The organism is Ruegeria sp. AB5, from assembly GCF_056542645.1.
The window spans coordinates 80550-97956 of the sequence record NZ_JBQGAE010000010.1; the positions used below are offsets into that span (position 1 = coordinate 80550).

A 17407-nucleotide genomic window follows, 5' to 3' on the forward strand; every position below is an offset into this window, starting at 1 on the left:
CATGGACCTTGGTGAGATTAATCCCGTACTTCTGGTTGCCTCGCTCATGGTGGCCGCGACCCCCCTGCTGTTGGCCGCGATCGGAGAGCTGGTTGTCGAAAAGGCCGGCGTTCTGAACCTTGGCGTCGAGGGCATGATGATCGTGGGCGCAATCAGCGGCTTTGCGATCTCGGTCGAGACCGGCTCGCCGTGGCTGGGCTTTGTCGCGGCGGCCATTGGCGGGGCGGTACTGTCGCTGTTGTTTGTGCTGTTGACGCAGGTGGCGCTGGCCAACCAAGTGGCCAGTGGCCTGGCGTTAACCCTGTTCGGCCTTGGGTTCAGTGCGCTGATGGGTCAAAGCTATGTGGGCGTCAAACCCCCCAGCATGGGGGACATCCACATTCCGGTGATCAGTGATATTCCAGTCATCGGGCCGATCCTGTTCCAGCACGACCCGATCCTTTATGTCGGCATTGCTTTGACAGCGGCCGTCTGGGCCACACTGAAATACACCCGCGTCGGCCTGATCCTGCGCGCGGTAGGCGAAAACCACGATGCCGCACATGCGCTAGGCTACAAGGTCATCAAGATTCGCATCATGGCGATCCTGTTCGGTGGCGCCTGCGCAGGCCTCGGCGGGGCCTATATCAGTCTGATCCGCGTACCGCAGTGGACTGAGGGTATGACTGCGGGTGTTGGCTGGATCGCCCTGGCGCTGGTGGTCTTTGCCAGCTGGAAACCCTGGCGCGCATTGCTGGGTGCCTATTTGTTCGGCGGCATCACCGTGTTGCAGCTGAATTTGCAGGCAGCGGGCGTTGCCATTCCTGTCGAGTATCTGGCAATGTCGCCCTACATCATCACGATCCTTGTGCTTGTGATCCTTTCGGCCGACAAGAGCAGCGCACCTGCCTCACTGGGCCGGATTTTCCACGCCTCGCACTAGGGGCCAACTAAACCAACTTGGGGAGTAACACATGAAATTCACGACACTTCTGGCAAGCGCCGCCATGGCGCTGGGTCTGGCCTCAGGGGCCATGGCCGAAGACAAGACCAAGGTCGGTTTCGTCTATGTCGGCCCTGTCGGCGACGGCGGCTGGACCTATGAGCACAACAAGGGCCGTCTGGCCGTGGAAGAGCATTTTGGCGACAAGGTTGAGACCGTATTTGTCGAGTCCGTTCCCGAAGGTCCGGACGCCGAGCGCGTGATGACCCAGATGGCGCTGGAGGGTGCCGACCTGATCTTTACCACCTCGTTCGGCTACATGGACCCGACCATCAACGTGGCCAAGAAATTCCCGGATGTGAAATTCGAGCACGCAACCGGCTACAAGACGGCCGACAATGTCTCGGTCTATTCGGCCCGTTTCTATGAAGGTCGCGCGGTTCAGGGCCACATCGCGGGTAACATGACCAAGTCAAACATCATTGGCTACATCGGGTCTTATCCGATCCCCGAAGTGATCCGTGGCATCAACTCGGCCTACGTCCACGCCAAGAAGGTGAACCCGGATGTCGAGTTCAAGATTGTCTGGGCCTACACCTGGTTCGACCCTGCAAAAGAAGCTGATGCGGCCACCGTTCTGATCGAACAGGGTGCGGACGTCATCCTGCAACACACCGACTCGACCGCGCCGCAGGCCGCTGCACAAGAGGCAGGCAATGTCGTCACCTTTGGCCAAGCCTCGGACATGAGCGAGTACGCTCCGTTCCCGCGCGTGTCGTCGATCATCGATGACTGGGCGCCCTACTATATCGCACGGACCCAGGCCGTCATGGATGGCACATGGGAAAGCGCCAACACATGGGATGGCATCCGCGAAGGCATGGTTGCAATCGGCGAGATCTCGGACGCGGTTCCTGCCGACGTCAAGGAAGAGGCGCTGGCGCTGAAAGCAGCCATGGCAGCAGGTGAATACCACCCCTTCACCGGACCGCTGAAAAAGCAGGACGGCAGCGATTGGCTGGCAGAAGGCGAAACCGCCGATGACGGCACGTTGGCTGGCATGAACTTCTACGTCGAAGGGCTGGAAGGTGAGATTCCGCAGTAAGCCGGATCAGTCAGAACAAGGAAAAGCCCGCCCAGCGCGGGCTTTTTTGATCTATGCACCGCACTTATGGCACTCTTGATCCTCGATAGCCCGAGGTCAGAGCTATGTGCATAGATCGAAAACCCTAACGATTGACGAGGACCAGATGAGTTCCAAACGCAAGCTGCTTATGAAACTGCTGAAGGGTATCGAAACCGGGGACGCCGACGCGGCAGCCGTGGTCAACGAAGCGAAGTACGTCCAGCACAATCCCCAGACCCATGAAGGCAGCGAGGGTCTGGCCGCGTTGTTTGCCCGCCTGTCGAAAACCAACCCCAAGGTCAGGTTTGTTCGCGTATTTGAAGATGGCGATTTCGCTTTTGCCCATAACGAATACGACTTTGCCGAGGTCAAAGCCGCGTTCGAGGTATTTCGCTTTGAAGATGGCAAAGCGGTCGAACACTGGGACAATATTCAGCCCCTGCGCGGCCCCAACGCCTCGGGTCGTGCTATGCTTGATGGCCCGACTGAAATCACTGATCTGGACAGAACCGAGCATAATCGAGACTTCGTAAGCCGCTTTGCGCAAAAGGTGCTTGTCGATCGCCAGACCAACCTGCTGCCCGAGTTTATCGATGCAGCTCTCATTCAACACGACCCGGACAGCATAGACGGGATCGACGCCTACCGAGAACGACTGGAACACAAATCCGACGGGCAGCTATCCACGCTGTATCACCAAGTTCACCGCGTGCTGGCAGAAGGGAATTACGTGCTGAGCATGAGCGAAGGAAGCAGACAGGGAAAGCACACCAGCTTTTATGACCTCTTCCGCGTCTCAGACGCCAAGATCGTCGAGCATTGGGGCACTATGGAACCCATAGCGCCCCGAAGCGAGTGGAAAAATAACAACGGCAAGTTCTGACGTGCGCGGGCGAATTCAGTGCCCGCTCAGCACCAGCGTGTTCACCGGCATCAGGATCAGACGCAGTCGCAGTCCTGCCGCGTGGACCACACCGATTGTATCCACGACATGCAGGAAGGACTTTTCCCAGAACCCGAGGTTTTCATCCTCAAGCTTGTGATGGTTATCGGTGTAGACATTGGCCAGACAATTGCTGCCCGGCGGAATCTCATCGGCCATACCTTTGTAAAGCGGCTCCATATACACCAGAATCGAACCCGGCACTTTGTTATGCTGCACGTCTCGCAATTCATCCGACGGACGGATCTGGCCCGAGGGGATAACGTCCTGCACCTCGACCACGACCATCGGGATAACCGTAAAAGGTTTGGTCATGCAGCCAAGCTCTCCGATCATGCCCGGTTTGATCACCTGAGCCGAGAGCTGATTGAACGCCGCCTGGAACCGATCATGGCCCGAGTTTGAAGGCACAAGAATACCCGCCGGACGCAACAACGGGCTCACGTAGTCGCCGACCTGCAACCCGAACTGTTCGACCCGACCTGTCACACCGGCATAGATCACGGTCTTGTCCAGCTCGGTCAGCGCCGCGTCAAGTTGCGCATTGGCGCTGGCCAACTGGGCCGGGATCAGTTCTTCGATCTGCTGCACCACGGCTGCTCGCTGCGACTCGGCAGCTGTGACCTGTGCTTCGCGTTCGGCAACAAGATTCTCCAACCGTTCAATCTCGGCCAGCCGCACAGCGCTGGAGCCTTCGTCGCGCAGGGTGGTGTTCCGCTCAAGATCTTCGACCGACTGTGCCAGAGCGGCGCGCGCGCCAGCGATTCCGGCATCGGCTTCGGCCAGATCGGTTTCAGCCACCTTCAGCGAGGCCTGAACCTGAGCGACCTGCGCATGGGCCGCCTGAACCTGCGCCTGTTGAGAAAAATCCTCGATCCGGAAAATCGGCTGACCTGCGGTCAACAGCTCGTTGTTGCGGACATAAACCTCGGATACCCGACCCCCCAGTTGCGGCAGGATCGTTACGGTGCGGAAATACGATGCAGCATTGCTGGACGCCGGGTGAAAATAGAACAATGTGGTGATCACGGTCAGCGCCAGAATGGCACAGGTGGTCAGACCCCAGCGCAGCTCGTACCACATGGTAAACAACGTGATCTCATGCCCGATGCGCTTGCCTTGGACAAATCGACGGAACAGATAATCCGGCAGCACTGTGATCAGTGCGCAAAGCATTGTCTCGATCATGGATTATTGCTCCGACGCGTTGTTGGTATCCGCAACAGGCGCGGCTGGCGGGACGATTTCGGCTGCTGGTCTGGAACTCGGTGATTGTCCAAGCGACCGAATGGCGTCGGCGATGTTCTTCATCGGGGTTGCAAAATCGGGAAACTGGAACCCGGCAACCAGAATAGCCGCAATCCAGAATAACCCGTTATGCGTGAACAGGGCCAACAGCGCCAGAATACCGACCAGCTGAAACTGGGGGTGGTTGTTTTCGTGCGCCATTTTTTCCGGAACCGAATGCAGTGTCAGGTATCCGACACCAATCAACACGACGATGACAACAAAGAAGACGACCATCGCGGAAAACAGGTAATCACTCCCATCGGCCGCGACGATGTATCGTGGAATATGGCCCGTGGCCATTGGATGGAGGTCCGCTACAGTCACCATATTCTCCTTGTTGGCTTTGCTACTTCTTTGACCGGGTTGATACGTAAATTCAAGCCTGCTTATAGTCGCCGTGCAGTTCCAATGACTTTCCAGACAGGCTGACATCCGATGAAACTCAATCCGTTTCCAAAAACACCGGTCCCGTGGGCAACGGCCTCATGATAGATTTCCTCGTCGTCGGCGGAGGTATAGCCGGTCTCAGCGCCGGTGCTCGTTTGTCAGAACACGGTTCAGTCTGCGTTTTGGAGGCCGAAGACGCGCTGGGATATCACACCTCGGGTCGATCAGCAGCGATGTTTCTGGACAGCTACGGCCCCGCGACGGTCCGTGCCCTGAGCCGCGCCAGCTTTGACTACTACAGTAGTGGCGGATATCTGACACCACGCGGTTTGATGTTGATCGGAAAGCGGGATCAGGGCGAACAGTTTGACGCAGATGCTGCAGAGATGGGTTTGCCCCGCATTTCTGTCGCCGACGCGCTTTCACATGTGCCGATCCTGAATCCCGAGGTCGTTGGCTACGCCGCCTACGACCAGTCAGGGTTGGACATCGACACGGACCGGGCCCTGCAGGATTTTGCCCGCGCAATCCGGCGCAATCAAGGAAGGGTTCAAACCAAGACCAAGGTAACCGCTATACGGAAGGATCGACACTGGATTGTCGATGCTGGTGACGTGTTCGAAGCCCGCGTTCTGGTCAACGCCGCCGGGGCCTGGGCAGATGAGGTCGCTGCGTTGGCGGGTGTTGGCGCGATAGGCATCACGCCCCGCCGCAGATCAATGGCGCGCATTCCGGCACCGGGTGGACATGATGTATCTGGCTGGCCCATGATGCTGGGCGCGGGCGAGTCATGGTATGCCAAACCTGACGCAGGAAAGCTCTTGGTTTCACCCTCCGAAGCCGATCCCGTTGCCCCGCATGACGCCTATGCAGACGATATGGTGCTGGCCGAAGGGCTGGCGCGCTATGAAGAGGTTGTGACCGAGCCTGTAACACGACTTGAGGCCAACTGGGCAGGTCTGCGCAGCTTTGCACCGGACGGGACCCTTGTCTTGGGGCCGGACGCTAAAGAGCCTTCTTTTGTCTGGGCCGCAGGTCAAGGGGGGTATGGGTTCCAGACCGCACCTGCGGCGTCAGCCCTGCTGGCCAGCCTTGTGGCCGGAACACCATCTGAAATGGATGCCACCATCATCGCGGCACTGTGTGCGAAAAGGCTAGGCGCATGACGAAACGCGCACTGCCTGCAAGTGCAAGCGTCGCAACGCAGGGCGCAGGGTCTCGCCTGGTCGCCCCGGCCGCCACCCGCAACGCCGCAGCGCTCTGTGCGCTTTTGGTCGAAATGGCCCCCTCCTCAGGGCATGCACTGGAGATCGCCAGTGGCACCGGCCAGCATGTGGCCGAGTTCGCAAAAACCTTGCCGGATGTGACTTGGCAACCTACCGAAGTCGACCCTGAGCGCCGCGCCAGTATCGATGCGTACGCTGCAGACTATCCCAACATTGCGCCTGCCGCGGAATTGGATGCCAGCGCTCCGGGGTGGCACAAGCAATTCGGTGGGCAGGACCTGATCGTTCTGATCAATCTCCTGCATCTCGTCTCATGGCCCGAAGTTGAAGCCTTTCTGCAAGAGGCCGCTCTGGCCCTTGGCCCCGGCGGTCGTTTGATCCTGTATGGACCATTCATGCGCAATGGCGCGTTGACCAGCTCGGGAGATGAGAGATTTCATGCGGCACTCGCCTCGCAAGATCCAGATATCGGGTACAAGAACGATACCGAGATCAAAGCGCGCCTGCACCACCACGGTTTGCAGGTCCATCACATTGTCGACATGCCTGCAAACAATCTGGCCTTTGTCGCCGAACGGCCTTGGCCCTGAAAAAAGCCCGCCGAAGCGGGCTTTGATCTGCTGTTCTTAACCTTGCAGGTCAGCCGTCCTTGCGGATGACCTCGTTTTTCGGGTCATAGGGGCTGTCGCAGGTGACGACCGCATCCCACAGCTTGTCCTGAATTTTGACCTTCAGCTTGGTGCCTTCGACCGCCAGTTTCGGCGGCACATAGCCCATGCCAATGGATTTCTCGAAGGCCACCGAATACCCGCCCGAGGTCAGACGACCGACACGCGCGCCTTCCGGCGTATACAGCGCCTCGCGGCCCCATGGATCGGCATCCGCTGGTCCGTCGATCAGCAGCGTACAGCACTTGACCCGCACGCCGGTCTCTTCCAGCTTGGCCTTGCCGTAAAAGTCCTTGGACAGATCGACAAAGCGCGGCAGGTCAGCCTCGAGCGGGGTCGCGTCGCGGCCCAGTTCGGTGCCGAAAGCGCGATAGCTCTTCTCTTGCCGCAGCCAGTTCTGGGCGCGGGCCCCGACCAGCTTCATACCGTGCTTTTCACCGGCTTTTTCCAGCAGATCGAACAGATAGTTCTGCATCTCGATCGGGTGGTGCAGTTCCCAGCCCAGCTCACCCGTATAAGCCACGCGGATCGCATTGACCGGGCACATGCCCAGTTCGATCTGGCGCGCCGACAGCCACGGGAAGCGCTTGTTGGACAGTGCGGTTTCCGGATCGGCGTCGTTGATGACCTCTTTCAGAACATCGCGCGATTTTGGTCCGGCGATGGCAAAGACGCCCCACTGAGTGGTCACGTCCTGGATTTCGATGTAGCCGAACTCCTCCATCTTGTCCTCGGCCGCTTTGCGCAGATAGTCGGCGTCATACTCGGTCCAGGCACCGGCGGAGACGATGTAGTAGTTATTCTCGCCATTGCGGACGATGGTGTATTCGGTCCGGGTGGTGCCATGCGAAGTCAGCGCATAGGTCAGGTTGATGCGGCCGATCTTGGGCAGCTTGTTGCAAGTGAACCAGTCCAGGAACTGGGTGGCACCGGGGCCTTTGACGACGTGTTTGGTAAAGGCCGTCGCGTCGATCAGGCCAACGCCTTCGCGGATTGCTTTGGCTTCGTCGACCGCATGTTGCCACCAGCCACCACGACGGAACGACCGGCTGTCCTTGTCAAAACTGTCCGGCGCGTCCAGCGGGCCGAAGTAGTTCGGACGTTCCCAACCGTTGACCCAGCCGAACTGCGCGCCACGGGCCTTTTGCCGATCATAAGCCGGGGCGGTCCGCAATGGGCGGCAAGCCTCACGCTCTTCATCAGGGTGGTGCAGGATATAGACGTGCTCGTAGCACTCTTCGTTCTTGCGCGCTGCAAACTCGGTGGTCATCCAGTTGCTGCTGTAGCGTTTGGGGTCCAGCGAGGCCATGTCGATCTCGGCTTCGCCATCGACCATCATCTGCGCCAGATAATAGCCGGTGCCGCCTGCGGCGGTGATCCCGAACGAGAAACCTTCGGCCAGCCACATGTTGCGCAGACCCGGCGCCGGGCCAACCAGCGGGTTGCCGTCAGGCGTATAGCAGATTGGGCCGTTGAAATCGTCCTTCAGGCCGGATTCAGCGCAGGAGGGCACACGCTCGGCCATCGCCATATACTGATCCGCAATCCTGTCCAGATCCAGCGGGAACAAGTCCGCGCGGAAGCTGTCAGGCACGCCATGTTCGAACCGCGCAGGTGCGCCGTGTTCATAGATGCCCAGAATCCAGCCGCCACGTTCTTCGCGCGCATAGGATTCGTTGTCGGCATCACGCACAACGGGGTGCTCCGGGTTACCTGCCTCGCGCCATTTGACCAGCTCGGGGTCTTTGTCCATGACGATGAAGGTATGCTCGACCGGGATCGCGGGCATCTTGATGCCCAGCATCTTGGCTGTGCGCTGTGCGTGGTTGCCGGATGCGGTCACGACATGCTCGGCGGTGATCACCACCTTCTCGTCGCTTTCGACAAGGTTGCCGCCCTTTTCCACCATCTTGGTGCAGGTGACTTCCCAATGAGTGCCGGTCCAGTGGAAGGCATCGGCCTGCATCTTGCGCACGATCTCAACACCGCGCTGACGGGCACCCTTGGCCATCGCCTGGGTCACATCTGCGGGGTTAATATAGCCGTCCTCGGTGTGATAGATCGCGCCCTTCAGGTCAGAGGTTTCGATCAGCGGCCAGCGTTCCTTGATCTGGTCCGGGGTCAGCCACTCATAGGCGACGTCACAGGTCTCGGCGGTGGATGCGTATAGCATGTATTCGTCCATGCGTTCCTGCGTCTGCGCCATGCGCAGGTTGCCGACCACGGCGAAACCCGCGTTCAGGCCGGTCTCATCCTCGAGCTGCTTGTAGAAATCAACCGAGTATTTGTGGATGTGGGTCGTCGCATAGGACATGTTGAACAGCGGCAGCAGACCCGCCGCATGCCAGGTTGATCCGGATGTCAGCTCATCGCGTTCGATCAGCATGACGTCGTCCCAGCCTGCCTTGGCCAGATGATAGGCAATCGAAGTGCCGACGGCGCCGCCGCCAACAACCAGTGCTTTGACTTGGGTTTTCATAGCCGGGTGTCTCCCCTTGGAATCTGTTGCTGTCCATATGGCGCAATTGACGCCACACGCGCGACATTCATCCGACCAGTGATATGAAAAAAACGACCCGTGTCAGGCACAGGCCGTCGTTTTTTGCCGTGTTGGCTCAGTTGCTACCGATGGAACACCGCTTGGCATTGCCAATCACGGCGCAAGAAGAGCCGCCCGCCCCGCCTTTGCTGACGGTGACCGCCGAACTGACCGCAGCAGGCGTTTTCCGTTCACTCTTAAAAAATCGGGCGAAGAAGCCTGCGGCCGAGGATTTCGGCTGGAGTGCAGGATCGGACTCGGGCGCGGGATCCACGGCCTGCAACACTGAGGTCAGCAACATGTCCTGAGTGCGATTGTACGTCATCTGCATCAGGTCCTGATTTTCAAACACCTCGCCACCGGTGATGTCGACAATTCCATCGGTGTGATATCCCGACCCGGCAAGCGCGTTGATCAGGATTGCTGACGTGTCGATGTTCTTGATCTTTTTCTGCGCCAGTTCGTTCTGCTTGATCATCAACGCGTTGTACACCGACATCATCTGATCGGCGATTTCGGGCTGCCGATCCAAGGGGACCTCGATCCCATTGCCGACGACCGACGCAGGCAGGGCCAGCAGTGCGTTTAACCCTGCATAGTCGATTGCATTCAACATATCGCGGATCGCGCCATCTTCGGCGGTTGTGTGCAGACGGATGATCACCTCTTCATCGAACCCGATACGGCCCGTGAACGTACGATACTTCTGCGCTTCGTCGCGGTTTTCCAGGTGCTTTAGCTCTTCGACAAAGGCAACCCCGTCCACGACCGCATAACCCTCTTTCTTCTTCATCGATTCCATGACGGCGGTCTGACCGCTCATGGCCAGTCCGGCCACAGTATTGCGGGACGATTTCTTTTTGAGCGTGACGTTCAGCAAAACAAGATCGGATCCGTTGGCATAAAGCGTACTGGTTTGTTCCAACTTGCGCATCTTGCCTTCATTTCCGATCTCCATCAGCCGGACAAGTTCGGGCGGAACGTCATCGAACGAGATCTTGGTCGGCTGGAAAAACAGGGACCGTGCGGTCGCCACAACCTCTTGATCCCTGTCCGAAAGGGCGTATTGGGTCCAACCCGGCAGCGGTTTGGGGAAATAGGGCTTTGGCCCGTTGTCCCAGCGTTTCTGGCGCGCGCGGGCTACCTCTTTGGCCTGCTGTTCGTCCTGATGCCGGTCGAAACGATGATGGATACTGTCAACGTAGCCGTTCAGCGACAAACGCTGGTCAGTTTTTTTGTCCTGCTGAAAATAATCTAGTCCGAGCACAACGATCAGCGTGACCACTATGAATCCCAGTAAGCGAAAACCTTCCATTCTCCTGAACCTTTGGTGAAAACTGCTCGGGTACGGCTTTTGTCACGAGATTTGGGCGAGGTTATGACACCCTTGCGCCTCACGCGAAGATTTCACGTCACCGGCAGGTCGATAATCTTTCCTGGATTCATGATGTTATGGGGATCAATCGCTTGTTTGATCGCCGCCATATACTGCGTCGCAGCCCCCAGCTCTCGGATCAGATATGCGCGCTTGCCCTGTCCGATTCCATGTTCTCCGGTGCAGGTGCCTTCCATCGCAATAGCCAGATCATTCAACCAACCAACAAATTCATCGGCCCGACTGACTTCATCGTCGTTTTCCATGTCGATCAGTGGCAGGCTGTGGAAATTGCCATCGCCCACATGACCCACGATCGGAGCGATCAAACCCAGCTCGGCCGCTTTGGTCTGAGCCGCACCAACAGCCTCGGCCAGCCGAGAGATCGGCACACAGACATCTGTGGAGATACCTTTTGCACCGGGGCGCAGCTGCAAGCTGGCCCAATACATATCATGGCGTGCCTGCCATAGCCTATTGCGCTCTTCCGTGGTCGAGGTCGCGGCGAAATCAGTGCCACCGAAGTCCTCTGCGATCTGACCGAACGTCTCAGCCTGTTCGGCGGCGCTGGCGTCTGAACCATGAAACTCCAACAGCAGTAGAGGCGTTTCCGGCAAGGTCAGACCGGAATAGGCGTTGGCCGCCTTGACCGACAACTCATCCAGCAACTCTATTCGCGCCACAGGCACACCATACTGAATCGTCGTCATCACGGCCCGGCAGGCGGCATCAACGGTTGGGAATGAGCACCGCGCAGAGCTGATGGCTTCGGGGATGCCGTGCAGGCGCAGGGTCAGTTCCGTGATGATGCCTAGCGTGCCCTCTGCCCCAATCAACAGCCGCGCCAGATCGTAACCCGCCGAGGATTTGCGGGCGCGGTGGCCAGTTCGGATGATCTGGCCATCGGGCATCACGGCCTCAAGGCTCAGCACGTTGTCCCGCATGGTGCCATAGCGTACCGCGTTGGTGCCGGATGCTCGGGTCGCCGCCATACCACCCAGAGACGCATTGGCCCCGGGATCGATTGGAAAGAACAAACCCTGATCGCGCAAGTATGTGTTCAGGTCTTCGCGTGTAACACCGGGTTGCACGACACAGTCCAGATCCTCGGCGTGAACCTCCAGCACGCTATCCATTTGTGATAGGTCAATCGAAATCCCGCCCGCTGGTGCGTTTACATGACCTTCCAGCGAGGTGCCTGTGCCAAATGGGATCACCGGAACCCTATGCGCGGCGCAGGTTTTGACGATCTCGGCGACCTCCTGGGTGGACCGGGGAAACACAACTGAATCCGGGCTTTGGTTGGTGATCCAAGTCGTTGTGTGACCATGTTGTTCACGGATCGCACCACTGGTTTGCAGCCGATCACCAAACCGTTGCTTCAAAATACCTATGGCCGTTTCGATCCCGGCCTCGTTTCGCGGCAAAACCGTTGCCTGCACCTTTTTGATCCTCCCCTACCCGCCGCGACCTACGGGCCTTCCAGAACATGACTAAAAGGCCCACCAGGACAGGACAAGACCCAAGCGCTATTCGCCCAGCGCGATCCCCTCACGCCGATGGTCCGCGCCACCGCTGAGACCTTCGCCGATTTCAATGGCATGCAACCCCGAGGTCAGATCGCGGGGGTTCACTTCGAACCCGATCTCGGCCAAAGCGTCCGCATACCCTTCGGCAGCAGTGTCCAACTCGACGTCATAGGTGCCGAAGCGGTTGACCAGATGCGGCAGCGAGACCGCCTGCTGCACATCCATGCCCCAATCGGCCCAGGCAATGATCGACTTGGCGACGTAACCGATGATCCGGCTGCCCCCCGGCGAGCCGATGGCCAGAACCGGCGCACCGTCCTGCATGACGATGGTCGGGCTCATGGACGAACGTGGGCGTTTGCCCGGTTCCAGCCGGTTCGCGATCGGCACACCATCGCGATGGGTCCGGAACGAGAAATCGGTCAGCTCGTTGTTCAGCAAAAACCCGTTTGTCATCAGTCGCGAGCCAAAACCATTTTCAATTGTCGTCGTCATCGACAACACGTTGCCATAGCTGTCCACAATCGAGATGTGCGAGGTCGATGGCAGCTCAAGCGATTCATCGTCGGCCCAGTTGAAGGCATGGTCGAACTCGGGGTTGCCCGGAGCGACCTCGGTCAGTGCCCCTTCGGCATTCAACAACTCTGCCCGTTGCGCAAGGTAGTCAGGATCGACCAAGCCAGCCGTGGGCATTGGCACAAAGTCACTGTCGGCCATATAGCGGCCCCGATCTGCAAAGGCGAGGCGCGAAGCCTCTCCGATCAACCGCCACGCCTGCATACTGTCGGGGCCCATCGCGGCCAGATCATAGCCGTTCAACATGCCCAGGATCTGACCAACGGTCAGCGCACCGGAGGAAGGAGGGCCCATGCCGCAGACCTCATAGGTGCGATACGCCGCACAGACAGGATCGCGCTGAAGGACCTGATACAAGGCCAGATCGGTGGCGGACAAGACACCGGGATTGCCCGCCGCCGTACGAACAGTTCTCACGATATCTGCGGCAATCTCGCCGCCATAAAATCCTGCGGACCCTTGTGCTGCCAGGGCCCTTAGCGTTTCGGCATAATCCGGGTTCACCAGCCGCTGCCCCTGTTGCAAAGGCTCTCCTTCGGGCAGGAAATAGTCAGCTGTCGCCGGGAACCGCGACAAACGTTCGGCGTCGCTGGCAACCATACCGGCCAAGCGGGGCGAGACCAAAAAACCCTCATCCGCCAGACGGATGCCGTCGGTGAACAGGCCGGGCCAAGGCGAACGGCCCCAACGTCGGTGCGCCTCTTCCAGCAAGGCGGGCGTGCCGGGCGTGCCAACCGAAAGCCCTCCGACTACGGCATCGAAGAACTGCAAGGGCTCGCCCTTTTCATCCTGAAACAGCGTTGGTGTCGCCGCCAGCGGAGCAGTCTCACGCCCGTCCAGAGTGGTGAGCTGGCCGCTGCCCGCATCATACCAAACCAGGAATGCCCCGCCGCCGAGGCCAGAGGATTGTGGCTCGACCAGACCCAGAACAACCTGCACGGCAACCATCGCATCCGCAGCCGACCCGCCCGCGCGCAGCACTCTTGCACCGGCCTCGACAGCAAGGGGATTGGCGGCTGCGACCATCCAGTTCTCGGATTGCACGGGCACACCGTTTGTTTTTGCCTCAAGCGCAGCTATCACTTCGGCAGTCAGTGCCTGCACCTGACCCTCGGTCGCGCCTTCTGGTGCGACTGCGTCAGCGGTTTCCTGGGCAAAGACCGGGGCCGAAAAGGCAATGGCTGACAATACCAGTCCTGAAATCCGATGAACACGCATTCTATCCTCCAATTCAATTGGTGCATTGACACTGTACTGACCCGCCACCCGCAACCACTAATGAGCTGGGCAGCGGCAGAGTTTCGCTGTTTGCGCGCGCCCTACGCGCTGTGATCAGCTGTTCCATCGGGCCGGTCGCGCAGGAAACTTTGCATCTCCGGAAACTGTGGCAACCAGCCCTCGCGCCGAGACGACCAGCATTCGTAGGTTGGTGTCAACTGGTCGGGCGCATCAAGGCAACCGAGATGTATTTCAATCTCTTCGCCTGATTTGGCGAATACAGATGATCCGCAGGTTGGACAGAAGAACCGCCCCTCATAACTGCGTGTCTCTCCTGTAACGGTGGCCGCGTCGTGTGCAAAGATGGCCGCCGCGTAGAATGTCGCCCCATGGTGTTTGCGGCAATCCAGGCAATGGCAAATCCCGACCCGCAAAGGGCGACCCGTCACTGAAACACGTAGCTGACCGCACAGGCATCCGCCCTCTATCAGTTCCATCGCCGTCCCTTTCTGGCGAACTACAACATGGATGGCACCACCTGATCCGGTGGCCGGTGACCATCTTCGAAGGTTTTGATGTTGATGATCACTTTTTCACCCATTTCGATCCGGCCTTCCAAAGTGGCGGACCCCATATGCGGCAGCAAAACCACATTCGGCAATTGCCGCAAGCGCGGGTTCACTTGGGTGCCGCGCTCATATACATCCAGTCCGGCCCCGGCAATATCGCCTGACCGGATCAGACGTGTCAGCGCGTTTTCATCGATCACTTCACCGCGCGAGGTGTTGATGACCACCGCCGAGGGCTTGAGCAGCTTCAACCGGCGCGCATTCATCAGATGAAACGTCGAGGGGGTCGAGGGACAATGGATTGACAAAACATCCATCCGCGCAACCATCTGATCGAGACTTTCCCAATATGTGGCTTCCAATTCCTGCTCGATTTCGGGGCGCAACCGGCGACGGTTGTGGTAATGCACCTGCATCCCAAAGGCGCTGGCACGGCGCGCAACGGCCTGACCAATCCGCCCCATGCCCAGAATGCCCAGACGTCGCCCGCCGATCCGACCGCCCAGCAAAGCAGTCGGTGCCCAACCGGACCAGTCCCCTTGCTGCATCAGGGCAACGCCTTCTGGGAACCGCCGTGTAACGGCCAGGATAAGCGCCATGGTCATATCGGCGGTGTCGTCCGTCAAAACACCAGGCGTGTTCGACACCAGAATGCCGCGTTGCCGAGCTGTGGCGACGTCAATATTGTCAACACCAGCCCCGTAATTGGCAATCAGACGCAAGTTTTCACCGGCTTGTCCCAGCACCCCTCCGTCAATGGCATCTGTGACGGTTGGCACCAATACGTCGGCTTCTTTCACCGCATCAACCAGTTCTTCAAGGCTCATTGGGGTATCGTCGTCACGCAGACGGACATCGAACAGTTCACTCAGCCGGGTTTCCACCGCTTCAGGCAACCGTCGCGTAACAACAACACTCAGACGTTCTCTTGGCACTTCCGCCCTCCCACTGCTTTGCAATCGCGCTTGCGTCATGGCATCGTGGCGCAGGATAAGGCGGGGCACAAGAACCCCAAAGCCATTGAGGCGACCTTTTTTCGAAAGCAGATCAACAGGCACAAGAGCAGGCAGTCAGTGAGTGGTCTTCTACCGGTGAAACGCCTATGTTTGGCGATCCTAACCGTGTTTCTTGTTGCGTCCGCCCCCATCACGGTCGCGGCCCAAGACGCCCGTGGGCCGGTTACAAATCTGCCACTGCCACGTTTTGTCTCGATGAAAGCAGCTGAAGGAAACGTGCGCCGGGGTCCGTCCCTGACGCATCGAATCGACTGGGTGTTCAAGCGACGCGGGATGCCGCTGCAGATCACGGCGGAGTACGGAAACTGGCGCAAGGTGCAGGACCGGGACGGTGCCGGAGGCTGGGTTCACTACGCGCTTTTGTCCGGTGTGCGCACGGTCCTGATCGAATCCGAAATGCTGCCCGTTTACGCGCGACCGGACCCGAACTCGCAAATCAACGCGCATTTTGAAACCGGAGTCGTCGCCCGGCTTGGTGCCTGCTCATTGGACTGGTGCCGGATTTCGGCGGGCGGATACCGAGGCTGGACACTCAAGTCCAACCTGTGGGGCGTCGATCCCGCAGAAGTCCGCGAGTAACTTTGAGATCCAAGACACCGGCCGTTCTGGCATTCACGCTCGGCCAGGCTAAGGTTGCTGGTGCAAAGAAAAAGGGCTGACATGAAAGCTGTGACCTATTCATCCTTTGGCGACGCGGAGGATGTTCTCAAAATAGAAGAACTTGCGCCAATCCCACCAGGGCCCGGAGACGTCATGGTGGATCTCGCCTTTTCAGGGGTGAACCCGTCAGACGTTAAAGCGCGGGCCGGGTCCAGACCTGGGGTCACGAAGCCTCCTTTTCCCACAATTATTCCGCACAGCGATGGTTCTGGGGTCATTGCCGCAGTTGGGGACGGCGTATCTGCAGCCCGTATCGGCGAACGGGTCTGGGTTTGGAACGGCCAGTGGAAACGTGCCTTTGGCACGGCGGCGACACACATCACCCTGCCCGCGGACCAAGCTGTCCCTCTTCCGCGGGACGTGTCGCTTCAAACGGGTGCGGTACTGGGCATCCCAGGGTTGACCGCCAGCCACGCGGTCTTTTCGGGTGGCGACCCCGCGGAACAAACTGTCCTTGTTCACGGCGGTGCCGGCACGGTAGGGTTTCTGGCGGTACAATTGGCAAAGTGGGCTGGTGCGCGGGTGCTCAGTTCCGCCAGCCGCGACAAATTCGATCTTGTGCGCGCGGCAGGTGCCGAAGCAGTTTTTGACTATTCCGATAGCAACCTTGCCGCGCATGTCCTCGCAGCCAATGGCGGGAAACCCGTTGATCGAATCATAGATGTCGAGTTTGGCCAAAACGCCGAAACCAACGCTGCAGTCATTGCCGAAAATGGTCGCATCAACGCCTTTGGTTCAGCCCGGAACATGGCACCTACTCTGCCCTTCTACCCGCTTATGTTCAAAGCCGTCACGCTTGAACTGATCCTGATCTACATCCTACCCAAACCAGACCGCGCGCGCGCAATCGAAAAACTACACCAAGCCTTGGCAGCCAAGGCCCTGATTTGCCCGGTTCAAGATGTCTTTCCCCTAGAGCAGTGCGCGACCGCCCATACATGCGTGCAAGCGGGAAAGCGCTCTGGTGCAATCCTGTTGGAAACCACGTGAGAACCCGTCCGAAAAATTTTTTCAGCGGGCCGAAATTTTTACCCAAAAGCCCTTGAACCCCGCCGACAACAATCGTAGACAGCCGCTCACCGTTGGGGTGTAGCCAAGTGGTAAGGCAGCGGTTTTTGGTACCGTGCATCGTAGGTTCGAATCCTACCACCCCAGCCAAAACTTTCCTATTTTTTACAATACCTTATGATTGTCGCTTTTGTGCGACCTCTCGAATCCAAGCGGAAATTACTGTGGAAAACTGTGGAAAAACTGTGGAAATGGCCAAAATTTTTCCGAAATTATACCATTAACACATTGTTTTAATTATAAAAATAAAACCTACGATGCACGGTAACTAGAAACGCTACCCATAGTTTGCCCA

The 17407-nt window shown here is 58.6% G+C and carries 15 protein-coding genes and 1 tRNA gene; 8 read left to right on the plus strand and 8 right to left on the minus strand.

Going from position 1 to position 17407, the window contains the following annotated elements:
• Nucleotide 1 precedes the first annotated feature (1 nt).
• The 3 genes from ACR0L4_RS16450 (at nt 2) to ACR0L4_RS16460 (ending at nt 2931) form a co-directional block, all read left to right on the plus strand.
• The gene (locus ACR0L4_RS16450; protein ID WP_170753333.1) at nt 2-922 is read left to right on the plus strand and encodes an ABC transporter permease; all 921 of its coding nucleotides are present in this window, start codon (nt 2-4) and stop codon (nt 920-922) included.
• A 31-nt stretch (nt 923-953) separates the two neighbouring features.
• A complete protein-coding gene (locus tag ACR0L4_RS16455) occupies nt 954-2027 on the plus strand; it encodes a BMP family ABC transporter substrate-binding protein (RefSeq protein ID WP_480514228.1) in 1074 nt (357 codons plus the stop codon).
• Nucleotides 2028-2172: 145 nt separating this feature from the next.
• Nucleotides 2173-2931: a nuclear transport factor 2 family protein gene (locus ACR0L4_RS16460; protein ID WP_480514229.1), complete on the plus strand. Its 759-nt coding sequence runs from the start codon at nt 2173-2175 to the stop codon at nt 2929-2931.
• A 15-nt stretch (nt 2932-2946) separates the two neighbouring features.
• Here ACR0L4_RS16460 and ACR0L4_RS16465 read toward each other — a convergent pair whose 3' ends face one another.
• Nucleotides 2947-4179, minus strand: a complete 1233-nt coding sequence (locus ACR0L4_RS16465) for an HlyD family secretion protein (protein WP_170753338.1) — start codon at nt 4177-4179, stop codon at nt 2947-2949.
• 3 nt (nt 4180-4182) lie between these two features.
• Nucleotides 4183-4608 carry a hypothetical protein gene (locus ACR0L4_RS16470; RefSeq protein ID WP_480514230.1) on the minus strand — a complete coding sequence of 142 codons (426 nt, stop codon included), beginning with the start codon at nt 4606-4608 and terminating at the stop codon, nt 4183-4185.
• A gap of 158 nt (nt 4609-4766) precedes the next feature.
• Here ACR0L4_RS16470 and ACR0L4_RS16475 point away from each other — a divergent pair, with 158 nt between their 5' ends.
• Together ACR0L4_RS16475 and ACR0L4_RS16480 are read left to right on the plus strand one after the other, a co-directional pair.
• The gene (locus ACR0L4_RS16475; protein ID WP_480514231.1) at nt 4767-5834 is read left to right on the plus strand and encodes an NAD(P)/FAD-dependent oxidoreductase; all 1068 of its coding nucleotides are present in this window, start codon (nt 4767-4769) and stop codon (nt 5832-5834) included.
• Complete coding sequence (locus ACR0L4_RS16480) at nt 5831-6484, plus strand: DUF938 domain-containing protein (RefSeq protein WP_480514232.1); 654 nt, start codon at nt 5831-5833, stop codon at nt 6482-6484. Before ACR0L4_RS16475 ends, ACR0L4_RS16480 begins: the two co-directional genes overlap by 4 nt.
• A gap of 49 nt (nt 6485-6533) precedes the next feature.
• Here the strand turns inward: ACR0L4_RS16480 and ACR0L4_RS16485 are convergent, their stop codons facing one another.
• The 6 genes from ACR0L4_RS16485 to ACR0L4_RS16510 form a co-directional block, all read right to left on the minus strand.
• Nucleotides 6534-9041 (minus strand): GcvT family protein, encoded by a 2508-nt coding sequence (locus ACR0L4_RS16485; protein WP_480514233.1) that lies wholly within the window; start codon nt 9039-9041, stop codon nt 6534-6536.
• A gap of 136 nt (nt 9042-9177) precedes the next feature.
• Nucleotides 9178-10416, minus strand: coding sequence for a hypothetical protein (locus ACR0L4_RS16490; RefSeq protein WP_480514234.1), 1239 nt, complete (start codon nt 10414-10416; stop codon nt 9178-9180).
• Nucleotides 10417-10508: 92 nt separating this feature from the next.
• Entirely contained in the window at nt 10509-11918 is a 1410-nt protein-coding gene (locus tag ACR0L4_RS16495; RefSeq protein ID WP_480514235.1) for an FAD-binding oxidoreductase, read from the minus strand.
• An 87-nt stretch (nt 11919-12005) separates the two neighbouring features.
• A complete protein-coding gene (gene ggt / locus ACR0L4_RS16500; RefSeq protein ID WP_480514236.1) occupies nt 12006-13799 on the minus strand; it encodes a gamma-glutamyltransferase in 1794 nt (597 codons plus the stop codon).
• Nucleotides 13800-13900: 101 nt separating this feature from the next.
• On the minus strand, nt 13901-14296 hold the full coding sequence (locus ACR0L4_RS16505) for a GFA family protein (RefSeq protein WP_480514237.1): 396 nt from the start codon (nt 14294-14296) through the stop codon (nt 13901-13903).
• A 20-nt stretch (nt 14297-14316) separates the two neighbouring features.
• On the minus strand, nt 14317-15303 hold the full coding sequence (locus ACR0L4_RS16510) for a 2-hydroxyacid dehydrogenase (protein ID WP_480514238.1): 987 nt from the start codon (nt 15301-15303) through the stop codon (nt 14317-14319).
• A 171-nt stretch (nt 15304-15474) separates the two neighbouring features.
• Between ACR0L4_RS16510 and ACR0L4_RS16515 the strand changes: the two genes are divergently transcribed.
• From ACR0L4_RS16515 to ACR0L4_RS16525, 3 genes are all read left to right on the plus strand, one after another.
• Complete coding sequence (locus ACR0L4_RS16515; protein ID WP_480514263.1) at nt 15475-15963, plus strand: SH3 domain-containing protein; 489 nt, start codon at nt 15475-15477, stop codon at nt 15961-15963.
• 81 nt (nt 15964-16044) lie between these two features.
• A complete protein-coding gene (locus ACR0L4_RS16520) occupies nt 16045-17034 on the plus strand; it encodes an NADPH:quinone reductase (RefSeq protein ID WP_480514239.1) in 990 nt (329 codons plus the stop codon).
• Nucleotides 17035-17127: 93 nt separating this feature from the next.
• Nucleotides 17128-17202, plus strand: a tRNA-Gln gene (locus tag ACR0L4_RS16525).
• The last annotated feature ends 205 nt before the right edge of the window (nt 17203-17407 follow it).

What these genes read in the sequence shown, in the direction of transcription:
- ACR0L4_RS16450 (WP_170753333.1), top strand. Translation starts at nt 2, where the DNA reads ATGGACCTTGGTGAGATTAATCCCGTACTTCTGGTTGCCTCGCTCATG.
- ACR0L4_RS16455 (WP_480514228.1), top strand. Translation starts at nt 954, where the DNA reads ATGAAATTCACGACACTTCTGGCAAGCGCCGCCATGGCGCTGGGTCTG.
- ACR0L4_RS16460 (WP_480514229.1), top strand. Translation starts at nt 2,173, where the DNA reads ATGAGTTCCAAACGCAAGCTGCTTATGAAACTGCTGAAGGGTATCGAA.
- ACR0L4_RS16465 (WP_170753338.1), bottom strand. Translation starts at nt 4,179, where the DNA reads ATGATCGAGACAATGCTTTGCGCACTGATCACAGTGCTGCCGGATTAT.
- ACR0L4_RS16470 (WP_480514230.1), bottom strand. Translation starts at nt 4,608, where the DNA reads ATGGTGACTGTAGCGGACCTCCATCCAATGGCCACGGGCCATATTCCA.
- ACR0L4_RS16475 (WP_480514231.1), top strand. Translation starts at nt 4,767, where the DNA reads ATGATAGATTTCCTCGTCGTCGGCGGAGGTATAGCCGGTCTCAGCGCC.
- ACR0L4_RS16480 (WP_480514232.1), top strand. Translation starts at nt 5,831, where the DNA reads ATGACGAAACGCGCACTGCCTGCAAGTGCAAGCGTCGCAACGCAGGGC.
- ACR0L4_RS16485 (WP_480514233.1), bottom strand. Translation starts at nt 9,041, where the DNA reads ATGAAAACCCAAGTCAAAGCACTGGTTGTTGGCGGCGGCGCCGTCGGC.
- ACR0L4_RS16490 (WP_480514234.1), bottom strand. Translation starts at nt 10,416, where the DNA reads ATGGAAGGTTTTCGCTTACTGGGATTCATAGTGGTCACGCTGATCGTT.
- ggt (WP_480514236.1), bottom strand. Translation starts at nt 13,799, where the DNA reads ATGCGTGTTCATCGGATTTCAGGACTGGTATTGTCAGCCATTGCCTTT.
- ACR0L4_RS16505 (WP_480514237.1), bottom strand. Translation starts at nt 14,296, where the DNA reads ATGGAACTGATAGAGGGCGGATGCCTGTGCGGTCAGCTACGTGTTTCA.
- ACR0L4_RS16520 (WP_480514239.1), top strand. Translation starts at nt 16,045, where the DNA reads ATGAAAGCTGTGACCTATTCATCCTTTGGCGACGCGGAGGATGTTCTC.